The organism is Mucilaginibacter sp. PPCGB 2223 (assembly GCF_001705515.1).
In the GTDB taxonomy this organism is placed as follows: domain Bacteria; phylum Bacteroidota; class Bacteroidia; order Sphingobacteriales; family Sphingobacteriaceae; genus Mucilaginibacter.
Genome location: NZ_MDJS01000002.1, coordinates 474145 through 488293, shown reverse-complemented (window position 1 = coordinate 488293; position 14149 = coordinate 474145). Strand labels below are relative to the sequence as shown.

General features: G+C 46.1%; 14 protein-coding genes. 10 read left to right on the top strand and 4 right to left on the bottom strand.

Annotation, left to right across the window (positions count from 1 at the left end):
• Positions 1–18: 18 nt before the first annotated feature.
• The 3 genes from BEL04_RS12610 to BEL04_RS12600 all read right to left on the bottom strand — a co-directional run bounded on the left by BEL04_RS12610 (position 19) and on the right by BEL04_RS12600 (position 2131).
• On the bottom strand, positions 19–513 hold the full coding sequence (locus BEL04_RS12610) for a hypothetical protein (protein WP_066004326.1): 495 nt from the start codon (positions 511–513) through the stop codon (positions 19–21).
• Positions 503–973: a sigma factor-like helix-turn-helix DNA-binding protein gene (locus BEL04_RS12605; protein ID WP_066004324.1), complete on the bottom strand. Its 471-nt coding sequence runs from the start codon at positions 971–973 to the stop codon at positions 503–505. Before BEL04_RS12605 ends, BEL04_RS12610 begins: the two co-directional genes overlap by 11 nt.
• 129 nt (positions 974–1102) lie before the next feature.
• Complete coding sequence (locus tag BEL04_RS12600) at positions 1103–2131, bottom strand: class I fructose-bisphosphate aldolase (RefSeq protein ID WP_066004321.1); 1029 nt, start codon at positions 2129–2131, stop codon at positions 1103–1105.
• Between the two features lie 176 nt (positions 2132–2307).
• On the opposite strand from BEL04_RS12600, the gene porV reads away from it, so the two are divergent.
• Positions 2308–3444, top strand: coding sequence for a type IX secretion system outer membrane channel protein PorV (porV, locus tag BEL04_RS12595; RefSeq protein WP_254659572.1), 1137 nt, complete (start codon positions 2308–2310; stop codon positions 3442–3444).
• Positions 3445–3583: 139 nt separating this feature from the next.
• Here porV and BEL04_RS12590 read toward each other — a convergent pair whose 3' ends face one another.
• Positions 3584–4612, bottom strand: coding sequence for a terminase small subunit (locus BEL04_RS12590; RefSeq protein WP_066004314.1), 1029 nt, complete (start codon positions 4610–4612; stop codon positions 3584–3586).
• 767 nt (positions 4613–5379) lie between these two features.
• Between BEL04_RS12590 and BEL04_RS12585 the strand changes: the two genes are divergently transcribed.
• From BEL04_RS12585 to BEL04_RS12545, 9 genes are all read left to right on the top strand, one after another.
• Positions 5380–6822, top strand: a complete 1443-nt coding sequence (locus BEL04_RS12585; protein WP_066004313.1) for a hypothetical protein — start codon at positions 5380–5382, stop codon at positions 6820–6822.
• Positions 6823–7389: 567 nt separating this feature from the next.
• Positions 7390–7965 (top strand): TerD family protein, encoded by a 576-nt coding sequence (locus tag BEL04_RS12580; protein ID WP_066004312.1) that lies wholly within the window; start codon positions 7390–7392, stop codon positions 7963–7965.
• Between the two features lie 10 nt (positions 7966–7975).
• Entirely contained in the window at positions 7976–8641 is a 666-nt protein-coding gene (locus BEL04_RS12575; RefSeq protein ID WP_066004311.1) for a TerD family protein, read from the top strand.
• A 214-nt stretch (positions 8642–8855) separates the two neighbouring features.
• A complete protein-coding gene (locus BEL04_RS12570; protein ID WP_066004310.1) occupies positions 8856–9569 on the top strand; it encodes an HAD family hydrolase in 714 nt (237 codons plus the stop codon).
• Positions 9541–10377, top strand: coding sequence for a phosphoribosyltransferase family protein (locus tag BEL04_RS12565; RefSeq protein ID WP_066004309.1), 837 nt, complete (start codon positions 9541–9543; stop codon positions 10375–10377). Before BEL04_RS12570 ends, BEL04_RS12565 begins: the two co-directional genes overlap by 29 nt.
• A gap of 1 nt (position 10378) precedes the next feature.
• Complete coding sequence (locus tag BEL04_RS12560; RefSeq protein WP_066004308.1) at positions 10379–10933, top strand: TerD family protein; 555 nt, start codon at positions 10379–10381, stop codon at positions 10931–10933.
• A gap of 97 nt (positions 10934–11030) precedes the next feature.
• Positions 11031–12245, top strand: a complete 1215-nt coding sequence (locus BEL04_RS12555; protein WP_083227911.1) for a toxic anion resistance protein — start codon at positions 11031–11033, stop codon at positions 12243–12245.
• 9 nt (positions 12246–12254) lie between these two features.
• Positions 12255–13217 (top strand): hypothetical protein, encoded by a 963-nt coding sequence (locus BEL04_RS12550; protein WP_066004306.1) that lies wholly within the window; start codon positions 12255–12257, stop codon positions 13215–13217.
• 8 nt (positions 13218–13225) lie between these two features.
• The gene (locus BEL04_RS12545) at positions 13226–14044 is read left to right on the top strand and encodes a DUF475 domain-containing protein (RefSeq protein WP_066004304.1); all 819 of its coding nucleotides are present in this window, start codon (positions 13226–13228) and stop codon (positions 14042–14044) included.
• The last annotated feature ends 105 nt before the right edge of the window (positions 14045–14149 follow it).

Below are 14149 nucleotides of genomic sequence, written 5' to 3'. Positions count from 1 at the left end.
ATAAAACCATATCATAAATCAAGGCTGTACCGGCTGTTTCAACTCAGTTTTCAGCTCCAGTATCTGCTGCTGTGCCTGGCGGTTCTCTAAATAAAAATAAATGGCGCAGGCCAAAAATATCTTACCTAAAATAAATACGGCCGCAAAAATCCATCTCCAGTTTTTATGCACGCGTATATGGGTGCTTTCGGCTTCGATATCGATATATTGCTGGCCGCTGCCCTGTTGTGCCTGCCGTTCATAGCGGCGGCCGTTGAGTTGCAAGGTTTCAATTTCGGGCGTGGTGATGAGCTCGTTTATGCTATTCTCAATACGGTTCCACATACCGGGCGGCGGAGCAACAGCCATGTGTTCGGCAATGCGTTGCATATCAATTTCAAGCTCGTTTAAGGCTCGCTGTATCTCGGGATATTGTTTTTTTAAACGCAGCAATTCGAGGGCCTCTTCTTCCGAAGCCGAGCCCAGCACATACGATTCGAGAATACCGCTATCTATGTATTCCTTAATATTCATGCGATTGCTTTATAATAGTAAATGCTTCCTTTAAAATCTTGTTAACTGCAGCTTCGGTTTTATCGAGACCGAGCGCCAGTTGTGCCACGGTATACTGGTGATAATAAATATTGCAGAAAACCTGTCGCTGTTCATCAGTCATGCGGCTAACATATTTGTTGCCGGTTAACGTCGCATCCGGCTGTCCGCCGTAGTATCCGCATGCCTTTACCGTATCGGTAAAGGCAGATAACTCTTGACTGGCCAAACGCCGTAACTGGTGCCATGCACTGCTTTCGTCCCATTCGATGTGAGCAAACCGGGCAGCAATACAACCGAACACTTTCACAAGATAGTTTTCGGCCAGTTCCTTATCCTTAACAATAGCAATAATATAACCTAAAAGCATAGCGCCGTAGCTTTCGTACAGGCTCTGTATACTTACAGTTTTAGTTTTTAACCCCCGCTCGTTATTTAACATATCCACTTTCAATTGATCAAATCAAAAGTTCCCCATAGGTAGGTTTAAAGGCCGGCCAGTTAACCTGCCCACTAAAATATAAAAAAATGACAGAGCAGGAGTTTCGTTTTAACAAAAACGAAATTTTTTTCAGGCAGGCGATTGTTCTAACAATGTGCTGTATTTTGCTGCCCGGGCTATGGTATTGAGCTTTGCACGATGGTAAAGCAGCCTTTGGGCTCCGGCTACATTTTCGTCTTTACCTTTCCAGTAATCCATGGCTGGCTGCTGTATGGCCCTTGCAAAAGAGAACGTCAGGGCCCAGGGTAAATTATCGTGGTATTTTACATGCATGGCATTCAGGTGTGCCGTCGCATCGGTTTCTGATTGCCCGCCCGATAAAAATGCGATACCAGGCACGGCGGCCGGTACGCAGCGCAGCAGGCATTTGATGGTTTCGTAAGCTACCCTGCCGGCATCAACCTGTTGTGCCGACCTTAGCCCCGGTAAAACCATGTTGGGTTTAAGTATCATCCCTTCCAGGCATATGCGCTGTTTAACGAGCACCTCAAAAACAATGTGCAGTACCCTTTGGGTTACCTCAAAACAACGCTCAATCGTATTATCGCCATCCATCAGTACTTCGGGCTCGACGATCGGCACCAATCCTGCCTCCTGGCAAAGCGCAGCATAACGTGCAAGGGTATAAGCGTTTGTGTAGATATTCCCTTCGGTAGGCAGGCCATCGCCAATGGTAATTACCGCGCGCCATTTAGCAAATTTCAACCCGGCTTTGACATAAGCGGCTAAACGTTCGCGCAGGCCATCCAGTCCTTCGGTTATTTTTTCGCCCGGAAAAGCGGCCATATCCTTAGCCCCTTCGTCGAGTTTGATCCCCGGAATTATCCCCTGTTGATGTAAGATATCTAAAAACGGTGTGCCATCGGCTGTTGCCTGGCGGATAGTTTCGTCGAACAAAATAGCGCCGCTGATGTGCTCGCCCAAGCCGGGTGTTGTTACAATCAGCTCGCGATATTTACGCCGGTATTCGACGGTTTGCGGTATACCGGCTTCGGCAAAACGTTTATTGGCCGTAGGTATGCTCTCATCCATAGCCAGCAGGCCCTTATTACCGGCCATTAGCTTCAGGGCGGTATCGTTCAAAGCTTCCTTATTCATAGCTTAAAGATAATGTGTTTATAACAGTTTTTGGACATTTTCGTTTGCCGGTACCGCACAATATACATCCGCGGTAAATATTTTTTTGGGACTTACATATTTTAGTAGTTATATTTAACTTTCGGTAGTTTATTGCAAGCCGGTAAATATTGATGGAAACCCCAATACCCCGCATCATGAGATACATTTATGCATTAATTATATGCTCAGGTTTTTCGACGATGGCCTTGGCGCAAAGCAGCTCACAACCCATCAATACAGCTTTACCGTTTTTAAATATCTCGCCCGATGCGCGCTCCGGTGCCATGGGCGATGCCGGTGTGGCGCTTTCGCCCGATGCGAACTCGCAATACTGGAACGCCTCGAAGCTTGCTTTTTTGGAGAAAGAAACAAATTTCTCGCTGTCATACAGCCCCTGGCTGCGTAACCTCGTGTCGGACGTTAGCCTCGCCAACCTCAATTTTTCGCAAAAGCTCGACGACCGCAACACCATCGGTGCATCGCTGCGTTACTTTAACCTGGGTACGCTGAGCCTGTATGATGATAACCAAAACTCGCTGGGTACATCAAAACCTACCGAATTTGCTTTTGATGTGTCGCTGGCCCGTAAATTCAGCCCGAACTTATCATTGGGCCTGGCTTTGCGCTATATTCATTCCAACCTTTCGCAGGGCATAGCTACCGGCGCCCAGCAATACAATGCCGTGAATGCAATAGCTGCCGATGTATCGATGTTTTCGACACACGATGTGCGCGAGTTTGGCGGCGACGCTGTTTTTGCCTACGGTGTCAACATCAGCAACATTGGCCCCAAAGTGAGTTATGTAACCAACGGGCAGCAGTATTTTTTACCTGCCAACCTCAAAATAGGCGCCGCCAACACCTGGATATTTAACGATGATACCAAACTCACCCTGGCGCTCGATCTGAACAAGCTTTTGGTACCTACCCCGCCCCTGCGCGATGCCAACGGCAAGATCGTCAGCGGTACGGATGATAACCGCTCGGTGGTATCGGGCATCTTCGGCTCTTTCAGCGATGCCCCCGGCGGTATGAGCGAAGAAATGCAGGAGATCACCTACTCAACCGGCGCCGAACTGTGGTTCCATAACCAGTTTGCCTTGCGCGGGGGGTATTTTTACGAAAACCCCAACAAAGGCAACCGCCAGTTTTTTACCCTGGGCGCAGGCTTCCGCTACAACAACATCGCGATCGATTTTTCGTACCTCTTCTCGCAAACCCAATACAATGCTTTATCCAATACTTTGAGGTTTAGCCTGGGCTATAATTTGGATGGCAAGGGGAAGAAGTAGGCTTAATTTCGAACGTTCAATTTCGAATTTATTTTTTTTGATTTCTTCTTTTTGAAGTCATGCCGAACTTGTTTTGGCACCTCACAGGCAGAGATGTTTGCAAGTCATTTTTGAATTTTGAATTTTTCCTTTTGACTTTTTAAAGGGCGTTGCCTGCGGCCCGGGCTGTCCGCTCATACTGCACGACCTGTCCCGATACCCATCGGGAGGCCTTAGCCACGGGGCCGGTATCCGCTGCCATCCCTAACGCAGTTTCAGTCCGAAAGTCCGGTGTCCGAAAGTCCGCAAGATGCTTTTTACTTTCGGTCTTTCCCGACTTTCCGACTTCCGGACTTCTTCCAGCCAGGGGGGAAATTGTAAGCATATTTTCGATGTTTTCAGTTCCATCCTTCAAAAAAGCTTCTCGCTTCATGCTTCCGCCTTCTTGCTCACCCCCATCTTGATACTCGATACTTGCTACTTGATACTCCCGGGCACCCGGGCTAACATCCACCCCCTCCAGCGCCATCAGCGTCTTCAGCTCTATCCCCTCCAGCTCAAAATCCTCCTCCGGGTAATCCATCGGCAAGTTATCCAGGCTCCGGTCAACAACTGCAGTTGCTGCTACTTCTTCCGTCTTTCCGACTTCCGGACTTTCGGACATCGGACTTTCCTCATCTTGATACTTGATACCCGCTACCTGATACTTCTTCACCCCCACCGTTCCATAAAAATCCAAATGCCGCGCTATCTTATCCAGCGCGCTCATCTTGTTATGCAGCTTGATCTTGCTCTGCATCCCCACCCGGTAACCCTCGCCGTCCTGTATCTCCACAATATCATAACTGGCAATGGCTGCTTTCTCGTCAACGGTCAGTTCGTTCATCCGTTTCAGGCAGGCATATTCGTCGTAATAATTGCCCATATTGCTGAAGGCTATCTTTGATAGTTCCCGCAGGATCATATCATGCGTAATTTCCAGCCGCCGGCTGCGCCGGTTCATCGCCTCTTTTAAATAATGCTGAATTTTAGGCACATGCAAAAGTGCTCCTTTGCGGCTCGTGTTCTCGCTGTAGCCGCTGTTGATGGCAGCCTTAAAAGCATTAAAATGGGTCAGGTACTCATCGCAAAAGCGCTGCTGCTGGTGCGTGAGTTTGCCATAAAGTTCGTTTGTTTCGTCTGTGTTCATCGGGTTGGTCTATTTAAGTTTGATTATTACTATAGTAATGTAAAATCTTAAATATACGGAAAATTGTGGAAATTAACAAGATTAATTTATTACAAAACAAACCAACCATCGCCACTATGTCATTGCGGGGGACGAAGCAATCTCTCAGGACAAGTCTACTTGTGCAAAGTCTCAAACGGCCATTTTTTACCGGCGCAAGTTTAAGGGCTGGCTGTCATGGTGAGCCTGTCGAACCAGGGTGCGGTGCCTGCCTGCCGGACAGGGATTAACTTGTGGCTGAAATGGGTGCAGGGGCGCTTGCGATGGCTTATCGGCCCCGCTCGCCGCCGCGGGAGGGCTCGATACTTTTTCTTGATAAAAAGTATCCAAAAATCAAGAGAATACGATCCTTCGGCGCGCAAGGCCAACTCCCGGCCCGGCGTATTCTCGGCCCCACGCTCCAGTTAAATATTATTTGTGGGTTACCTCACAGATGCCTGTTTTATCCTGCACGTTGTTGGTGTTGTCACCAACAACTTTTGCCGCGCAAATTTGAAGGCTGGTGGTGCGGCGGGTTAACTTGTGCCTAAAGATTATTGAAGGCACAAGTACACTGCGCTCATTTGCCTGCGCTGCATACTTGCGCCAGAAGGGTGCTTAAGATGGAGTAAGCGTATTGCTTACTCTTTAATGTAGTAGTATTATCAGGAAGGTTACAATATTACAATTTTAATTATTTATATATTTACAATTCACCCTAACTATTATTAACCTAAACTTTAAACTCCATGGGAAAATCAGATTATGAATATCTTGACGAGGAAAGAAAAAAACTCTGGCACAAGGTAAATACAATTGAGAATGAACTACATAGCCGAATAGATTATGAAATATCAAAAATACCCGAGGATTATGTTAATGAATCTAAACAAGCTTCAAGAAAAGCCTCTGAATATAGAAACAAAAGTGAAGAATCGAAAAATACTATATCTCAATATTTAAGCGAAGTTGAAGAAAAAACAAATGAAATCAACCAAATTTCAGCTTCCATATCATCTTTAAGCGAAAAAATTAATACTGAGACAACGGAAGCAATAGAAAATAATCAAAGGATAAAAACCATACTTAACGAAATTGAAATAAGTAAAACTGGAATCACTGGAAATATTGAGGAATTAGAAGAAGTCTTTGAAGATTTTGATGAATTAACTGAGAAAGTTAAAAAACTTCAAGATCTTCTAACAGATGGTGACGATACATCAGCGAAAATAGAGACATTACATAGATCATTATTAACAAGAAAAAAGGAAATAGATCAAATCTACTACGATATATTTGGATATACGACAACTGAAGAAAATTCTAAAACAGAAGTAAAGGGCTTAAAGGATGAATTGGAAAGTGCCTATAACGAGTTAAATGAGCAGATAAGAACAGCAGTGGATACAGTTGAAGAAATCAAAACCAAAACCACTACCGACTATCAAAATATATTAACCGACATTAAAATGACCTATGCCACCCAAGCTAGTGGTTGGGATTTAAAATACACATTATTAGCCAATAAAATTGAAGCTTTATTACCAAATGCATTAACTGCTGGCTTGAGCTCTGCTTATTCGGAAAAAAAGGATGCTGAAATCAAAGAATATACGATTCTTAATAGAGCTTTCATTGGAGCGATTTGGGGTTTAGTATTTGTCTCACTTATACCTTTTATTATAAGTATAGTTTCATTAGTCAAAGAAAAACCTTTTGATAAAGTCCTTTTGGATATGCCAAGGTTAGTGCTTTCAATTTTACCGTTATACATTCCTGTGTTATGGGTTGCCTATTCATCAAATCGAAAGATGAACTTATCCAAACGACTCAGTGAAGAATACAGCCACAAGGAAGTATTAAGTAAAACATTTGAGGGATTGTCCACTCAGATTGACAACATATCCGATCAAAAAGTTTCAACCGATTTACGAAATAAGCTCTTATATAATATTTTGGAAGTTAGTTCTGAAAATCCAGGAAAACTCATATCTGATTACAATAAATCAGATCACCCTTTGATGGATGCATTGGACAAAAGCGTTCAGCTTAGCAAAGCATTTGAAAAACTTGAAAAAATACCTGGTTTAGCTATGATTGCTAATAAAATGAACAAGAAATCAAAGTCAATTTTGAATAAAGAAAATGAACGGATAAACAATGCCATTGAAAAAATAGAGGATGATGATTAACCACTTACTACCGCAAGCTCCGCGCTACCACAAGCGTCTCCCCGCTACCGCAAGCGTGCCGCTTGTGGTAAACTATGCAGGTCCGCTCAGCCAACGTTAACCCATAAATAATATTCAACTGGAGCGCAGGCCCGAGAATACGCCGGGCCGGGAGTATGGCCTTGCGCGCCGAAGGATCGTATTCTCTTGATTTATTCACGATGTGTTTATTTTTTTATCGGTGTTCATGAGCTCGCTCGCGCTCGGTTTTTGTTACTTTTTTATCAAGAAAAAAGTAAGAGCCCTCCCGCGGCGGCGAGCGGGAACCCAGATGCTATCGCAAGCGCCTTTGCAACCATTTCAGGCACAAGTTAAGCCACCGCACCACCAGCCCTTAAACTTGCGCCGGTAAGTAAACAAAACAATCCTAAGCTTTCAACATTCAAACTTTACAACCTTCCAATCACCACATCCCAATCAAAATCAACTAAATCCGAATTCCCACATCCGAATTCCAAAATTTCACCCAACATGTAATATTTTAGCGTAACATTACTCTAAATTTTATAATAAGCATTTACTAAAACAATGGCTATAAATCTTCAGAAAGGGCAGCGCATTGATATCGGCCTGTCGAAAATAAGTGTGGGTTTGGGCTGGAACCCCCACGAAGGCACCGGGTACGATTTTGACCTGGATGCCTCGGCGTTCATGATCGACCAGAACAGGTTGATCCCACAGGAGGAATTCTTTATTTTTTATGGTAATACCGACTCGCCCGACCGCGCCCTGCACCACAGCGGCGACGACCCGACAGGCGGCAACAGCGACGGCGGCGACGATGAGACGATATCGGTCGACCTGGCTAAAGTCGACCCGCGCATCGGCGAGATCTTATTCGTGGTGACCATACACGAGGCGCTGGCGCGCAGGCAAAATTACGGGCAGGTGCGCGATTCGTATATCCGCATCGTCGACGATGTAACCGGCCGCGAGATTGCCAAATACGAGCTGGGTGAAGATTTCTCTATCGAAACGGCGGTCGAGTTCGGTCGCCTGTACAAACATAACGGGCAGTGGAAGTTCGAGGCATCGGGTATTGGCTACCGAGAGGACCTGGCTTTCTTTTTATCCAAATATTACAAAGGGCAGATCATTAAATAAACCTAAAAATATGGCAATCAATCTGGTAAAGGGTCAAACCATCGACCTGAGAAAAAATGATAAAGGCGACACTTTCGACCTGTCGCAGGTAACTATCGGCCTCGGTTGGGACGTTCGGCAAAAAAGCGGCGGCCTGCTGGGAAAACTGTTCGGCGGCGGCGAAAGCGATGAGTACGACCTGGACGCGATAGCCTTTCTGCTCAACAGCAGCGGCAAAGTGGCCAACATGGGCCGGGCAATTGATAAAGGCGGCCGCCACATCAATATGTACGAGGGCGACGTGGTCTATTTTAACTCGATGATACACCCGTCGGGCCACATCTGGCTAACGGGCGATAACCGCACCGGTGCCGGCGACGGCGACGATGAACAGATCATCGTCAAGCTCGACAGCCTCGAACCGCAGTTCGACCGCATCGTATTCGTGGTAGCTATTTACCAGGGCAGGCAAAACCACCAGCATTTCGGCATGGTCGAGAACGCCTTTATCCGCGCGGTGGATGCCCGCGGGCGCGAGATAGCGCGCTTCAGCCTGTCGGGCGATGCCACCTTTAACGGGATGTGCGCCATGACCTTTGCCGAGGTTTACCGCCGCGACGGCACCTGGAAGTTCCGCGCCCTGGGCGAGCCGCACCCAACCGATAACTTTGTTGAGATACTGAAACAGTATACGTAATTGATTTAGGTTAAATCAAAAGCGAGGGCAATGTGCGATTCCCTCCCCCGGGAGGGTGCAGGGAGGGGTTTATGTAATGTGCAAAGCGTATGATACCCCTCCCTGCCAAATCACAGGCCAATACACCCCTCCCAAGGGAGGGAATTGAAAAAACCGGTTAACGGGGTTCGATCTTATAAAAACGGTATCTGATTACGAATAAAAGCAAACAAACATGCCCGCCTACCAACATTATTCGTTCGATCTGTGGTTAACGCTGATCAGATCAAACCCGCTGTTCAAGCAGCAACGGGCCTCGTATTTTCATCAGCACTACAACAGCCTGCACAAGCCGCTGGAGGAGGTGGAACGGATATTCCGCCAGGTCGACCAGCTGGGCAACAGCATCAACGAGGCCACCGGCAAAAATATCGGTGCCGACGAGCTGTACCTGATGGCGATCAGCCTCATTAACGACGGGCAGATAGCTTTAACGGATATCGGCCTGCCGGTTTTGTTTGCCGATATGGAGGCTTTGCTGTTTAAGTATATGCCTTTGCTTTACAGCGATGATACGGCGCCGGTGCTATCGCAATTAAAACAAACTGGCTGCACCATGAGCATTTTAAGCAATACCGGCTTTATCAAAGGCAGTACGCTGTGCAAGGTTTTAAATGAGTTAGGCATCGGCCGGTATTTCGATTTTCAGTTGTATTCGGACGAGGCCGGTCTGTCAAAACCCAACAAAGCATTTTTTAGGCTGATGCTGGATGAAATTTCAGCGTTAAGATATGTACCTTTAGATCAGATCATCCATATCGGCGATAACCCCCGGGCCGATATCGAAGGCGCACAGTCGGTAGGCATTAACAGCCTGCTGGTTAATTCGAACGATATAGCTATCAAAAAACTAATCTACGATGCTGCACAACATTTATTCGTTACATAAAATAAGCAACAGCACCAGCTTTGGTTTTGATGCCGGCCATTACAGCCGCTTTAAATTTGGCGATGGCGAAGTTTCGGCACGGTTCGGCACTGCGCTGGCCGAGGGTTTTATCAGCGATGTACTGGCCGAAAATCCAATCCATAATCAGACTGTAGTGATATCGAGCCCGTACTCGTTTATCCCGACGGCAACCTTCGCCATGAAGAACGCTTTTGTTTACAGGCTCAACCACTACCTCGCGGGGTATGGCTTACCCGTTGTGCAGGAAACCAAGGTTCACCGCACGATCACCTACAAGGAAGATTACGGCGAGCTGAATGCCGAGCAGCGCATGAACCTGATCGGCAACGACTCGTTCCACATCGATGCCGAATTTTTGAAAGGCAAAACGCTGCTATTTTTAGACGATATCAAAATAACCGGCAGCCACGAGCGCATGATACAGAAAATGATAACGCAGTACAACCTGCACAACGATATCCACATGCTGTACTTTGCCGAGCTGGCTAATGCCGACATCCATCCCAATATCGAAAACTACCTCAATTATTACGAGGTAAAATCGATTTTCGACCTGGAGCCCATCATCAATAGCGACAGCTTTTGCATTAACACCCGCATCGTCAAATACATTTTAAACTACGATCACGATAGTTTTACGGTGTTTTTAAATAACCAAAACAAAGCCTTTATTACCGAACTTTATAATATGGCTTTAGGCAACAGCTACCATACCATGGAGAGCTACCAGCCTAACCTCAACTACATTAAATATTATTTATTTACCGATAACAAAATATTAGCATAACATGGCAATCAATCTGCAAAAAGGGCAACGCGAGGCCATTAACGCGCCCAAATTTACCATAGGTTTAGGCTGGGATACCAATACCTCATCAACAGGCGCCGATTTCGACCTGGATGCCTCGGTATTTATCGTTGGTGATAACAAAAAAATACTGGCCGATGAGTACTTTGTGTTTTACAATAACCTCAAATCGCCGGACGGCGCGGTGGAGCATACCGGCGACAACCTGACCGGCGAAGGCGACGGCGATGACGAGCAGATCAGGGTCGACCTGTCGAAAATAGATTCGCGCGTGAGCGAAATTAATGTGGTGGTAACCATACACGAGGCTGATGCCCGACGCCAGAATTTCGGGCAGGTGCGCAACTCGTTCATCCGCATTTTTGATGGTGTTACCAACGAAGAATTGTTGAAATATGAACTCGACGAGGATTTTTCGATAGAGACTGCGGTAGAGTTTGGCCGCATCTACAAAAAAGACGACAAATGGAAGTTTGAGGCCATCGGCGCAGGCATGAAAGGCGGCCTGGCCGATTATTTAAAAAAGTACAACTAAAGTTATTTATCGCTAATTTTAATCACGGTAAAACGGCAGGTTTGTAACTTACTGTTGTTTTATCAGTCAAAAAATCAAAACCAAAAAATTGTCTGCAATGGAAACAACACCCGAAAATACAAACACCAACCCAACCGGCGAAACACCGGCTCCGGCTCCAGAGCCGACTCCGGTTCCGACGGTGCCGGTAACAGCCGAAACGCCTGCCGTTGTTAACGATATACCCGAACTAACGGTTAACCTGCCATCCACACTCAAAGTAGATAAGGACGGCAACGTGAACACCGCGGTAGTTACCGCCGCAGATCAGAAAAAATACGGCGAGATTAGCAAAAGCCTCGACCCGCACGACGTTAACTCGGTTTTAAACTTCGGCTCCGAGGTACAGGGTTCGATGGAAAAATACAGTAACCAGTTTTTAACTTCGGTACGCACCTATAATTCGGGCGAAGTTGGCGGCTTAATCACCGAATTGCTAACCGAACTGAACTATATCGATGTTGATGAGCTGAACCAGAGCGGCCTGAAAGGTTTTTTAATGAAGGTGCCTTTCCTGAAAGGCCTGGTAATGGATGCCAAAAAACTGTTCGCCAAGTATGATACCGTGGTGGATAACATCGATAAGATCACCAACAAGATCAAAGCCGGCCGTTTAAACTCCATCAAGGATAACAGTTCGCTGCAAACCATGTTCGACAGCAATGTGGATTATATCCACCAGATGGAAGACCTGATCATTGCGGGCCAGTTAAAATACAACGAGCTGAGCATTAAACTGGCCGAAATGGAAGGCCGACCTGCCGATTACAACGATTACGAAATTGCCGATATGCGCGAGTTTGTAACCCGTTTGGATAAACGCCTGGCCGACCTGAAAGTGGTTCGCTTTATCATGATGCAATCGTTGGCGCAGATACGCGTGGTACAAAACAACAACACCTCCATCGCCGATAAGGCACAGTCCATTATCTCGACAACCATCCCGGTTTGGAAAAACCAGCTCACTATTGCCGTGGCCCTGCAAAGGCAAAAAGCCAATGTAGAGATGCAGAAAAAGATATCCGACACCACCAACACCATCCTGCAAAAGAACGCCGACATGCTGAAACAGAACAGTATAGACGTGGCGCGCGAAGGTGAAAAGACCGTGGTATCGTTAGAAACATTGAAAAAAACAACGGCATCGCTGATCGATACGCTGAACGAAGTGAAACGCATACACGAAGAAGGCGCGCAAAACCGCAAGACTTTAAACTCCGAATTACAAAATTTAGAGGCCGAACTAAAGAAAAATGTGACGCAGGTTGGCTAAATTTGAATAATGGATGATAACCGGAAGGCGATATTAAACGATTCGAACAGGATAATCAGTAAACTACAGTTACTTTCTGTTTTTTTTGGCGACGATATTATTTACAAAATTTATCTGCGCAGCCAGGTTATTCATCAATTATTTGAAGATAACATCGAACTCGACATCAATAAACTGGAGTTGTTTCACCTCCAGTTTACTCAAACTTTAATCGAACTGCTGCGGCAGATAAAAAAGAACAACGAGAAGAGCATCCTCATTTTGCTCGATGAGATACAGATCAATAAGGACCTGATCGACAAGCTCAAAAGTTCTTTATTATCTGCCGACCAGTTTCGTAACGATCAGCAGCGGCAGGCACTGAAGATCAACACTTCGCTGCGCAAGCTGTACCAGGCCCTGTCGGATAATACGTCAGACTATCCTTTTTCAAAAAACATCAACGCGTTCAGCAACACCTACGCTGCCGACTTTTTTTACACCGTGGAGCCTTCGCTCATCAGCGAAATGACGCAGTATAACCCAACCGAAATTTACAGCAACGCCTACGCCACCATCCACAAAAAACTGATGGGCTTGTTGTGCAAGTACGATTTCAGGAGCAGTTTTTATTGCGGATTGAAGGCCGGCGAGCAGGTGCTCGAGGTATACAGCCTGAACGAAACCGACCGCTATTTTATCTACTCGCCGGCCAGGCAGCTTTTCCTGTTTTGCGATGTAACTCAAATCGATACCGCTAATCTGAATAATGAGCTGTCGAAAAAAGGGCAATTCATCCAGGAACTGACCGACAAGAACGACCAGCTGAACAACAGCATCAACAACATTAAAACAACTATCCCGGCCGAAATTAAAACCCTGCTGGTCGAAAATTACCGTAAATTAAACGATATTAATTTCTTACAAAGCATCAGCGAGGTTGATGTGCAGGCCAACATGCTCAAAAGCATGCTCAACACCGATATGATATAATACACAAAATGGATATACTACACACCCTGTTAGGCAACGACATTAAAGCCGGCCTGTTAGTTATTTTAAACCTGATCGTTATCGAAAGCCTGCTATCGGTTGATAATGCCGCCGTGTTGGCCACCATGGTGCTCGATCTGCCTAAAAAGCAGCGCAGCAAGGCCTTACGTTATGGCATTTTAGGCGCATATGTATTGCGCGGCGTGTGTTTGTTCCTGGCAGCCTGGCTGGTTAAAATATGGTGGCTAAAACCATTGGGCGGCCTTTACCTGTTATACCTCTCGTTTGGTTACTTTAAAGGCAAAATAAGCGAAGGTGAAGGTGGCGGCGATGACGCCGTTGATAAAGAGCAAAACTGGGTGTACAAAAAAATCGTCGGCTTGATCGGTACGCTTTGGGCAACCATCGTATTGGTCGAGATCATGGACCTCGCCTTCTCTATCGATAACGTATTTGCTGCCGTGGCCTTTACCGACCATGTGTTTCTGATCTATACCGGTGTGTTTATCGGCATACTGGCCATGCGTTTTGTGGCGCAGGCCTTCGTAAAGCTGATGGAAAAATTTACGTTTTTAGAGACCATCGCCTTTATCGTGATCGGCGTACTGGGCATTAAGCTCACCTTTTCGCTATACATTCACTTTTACCCGGATAGCGGCATAACCAAAGCCATGAGCGGCGAAAAGGCTGATATTTTCGTATCGGTATTTACGGTGGCTATTTTTGTTTTGCCGGTATTAAGCTCGCTGCTGTTCAACTTCCCGAAAAGGAATGTGATCAAGCCCGAGATTGCCGAAGAGGCCGAAGATGTACTGGATAAGCAATAGACAAAAATAAGCCGGGGCAGTGCGATTCCCTCCCACGGGAGGGTGCAGGGAGGGGTTTATATAAGCAGCATAACGTACAGGCCCCTCCCTGCCAAACCACAGTCT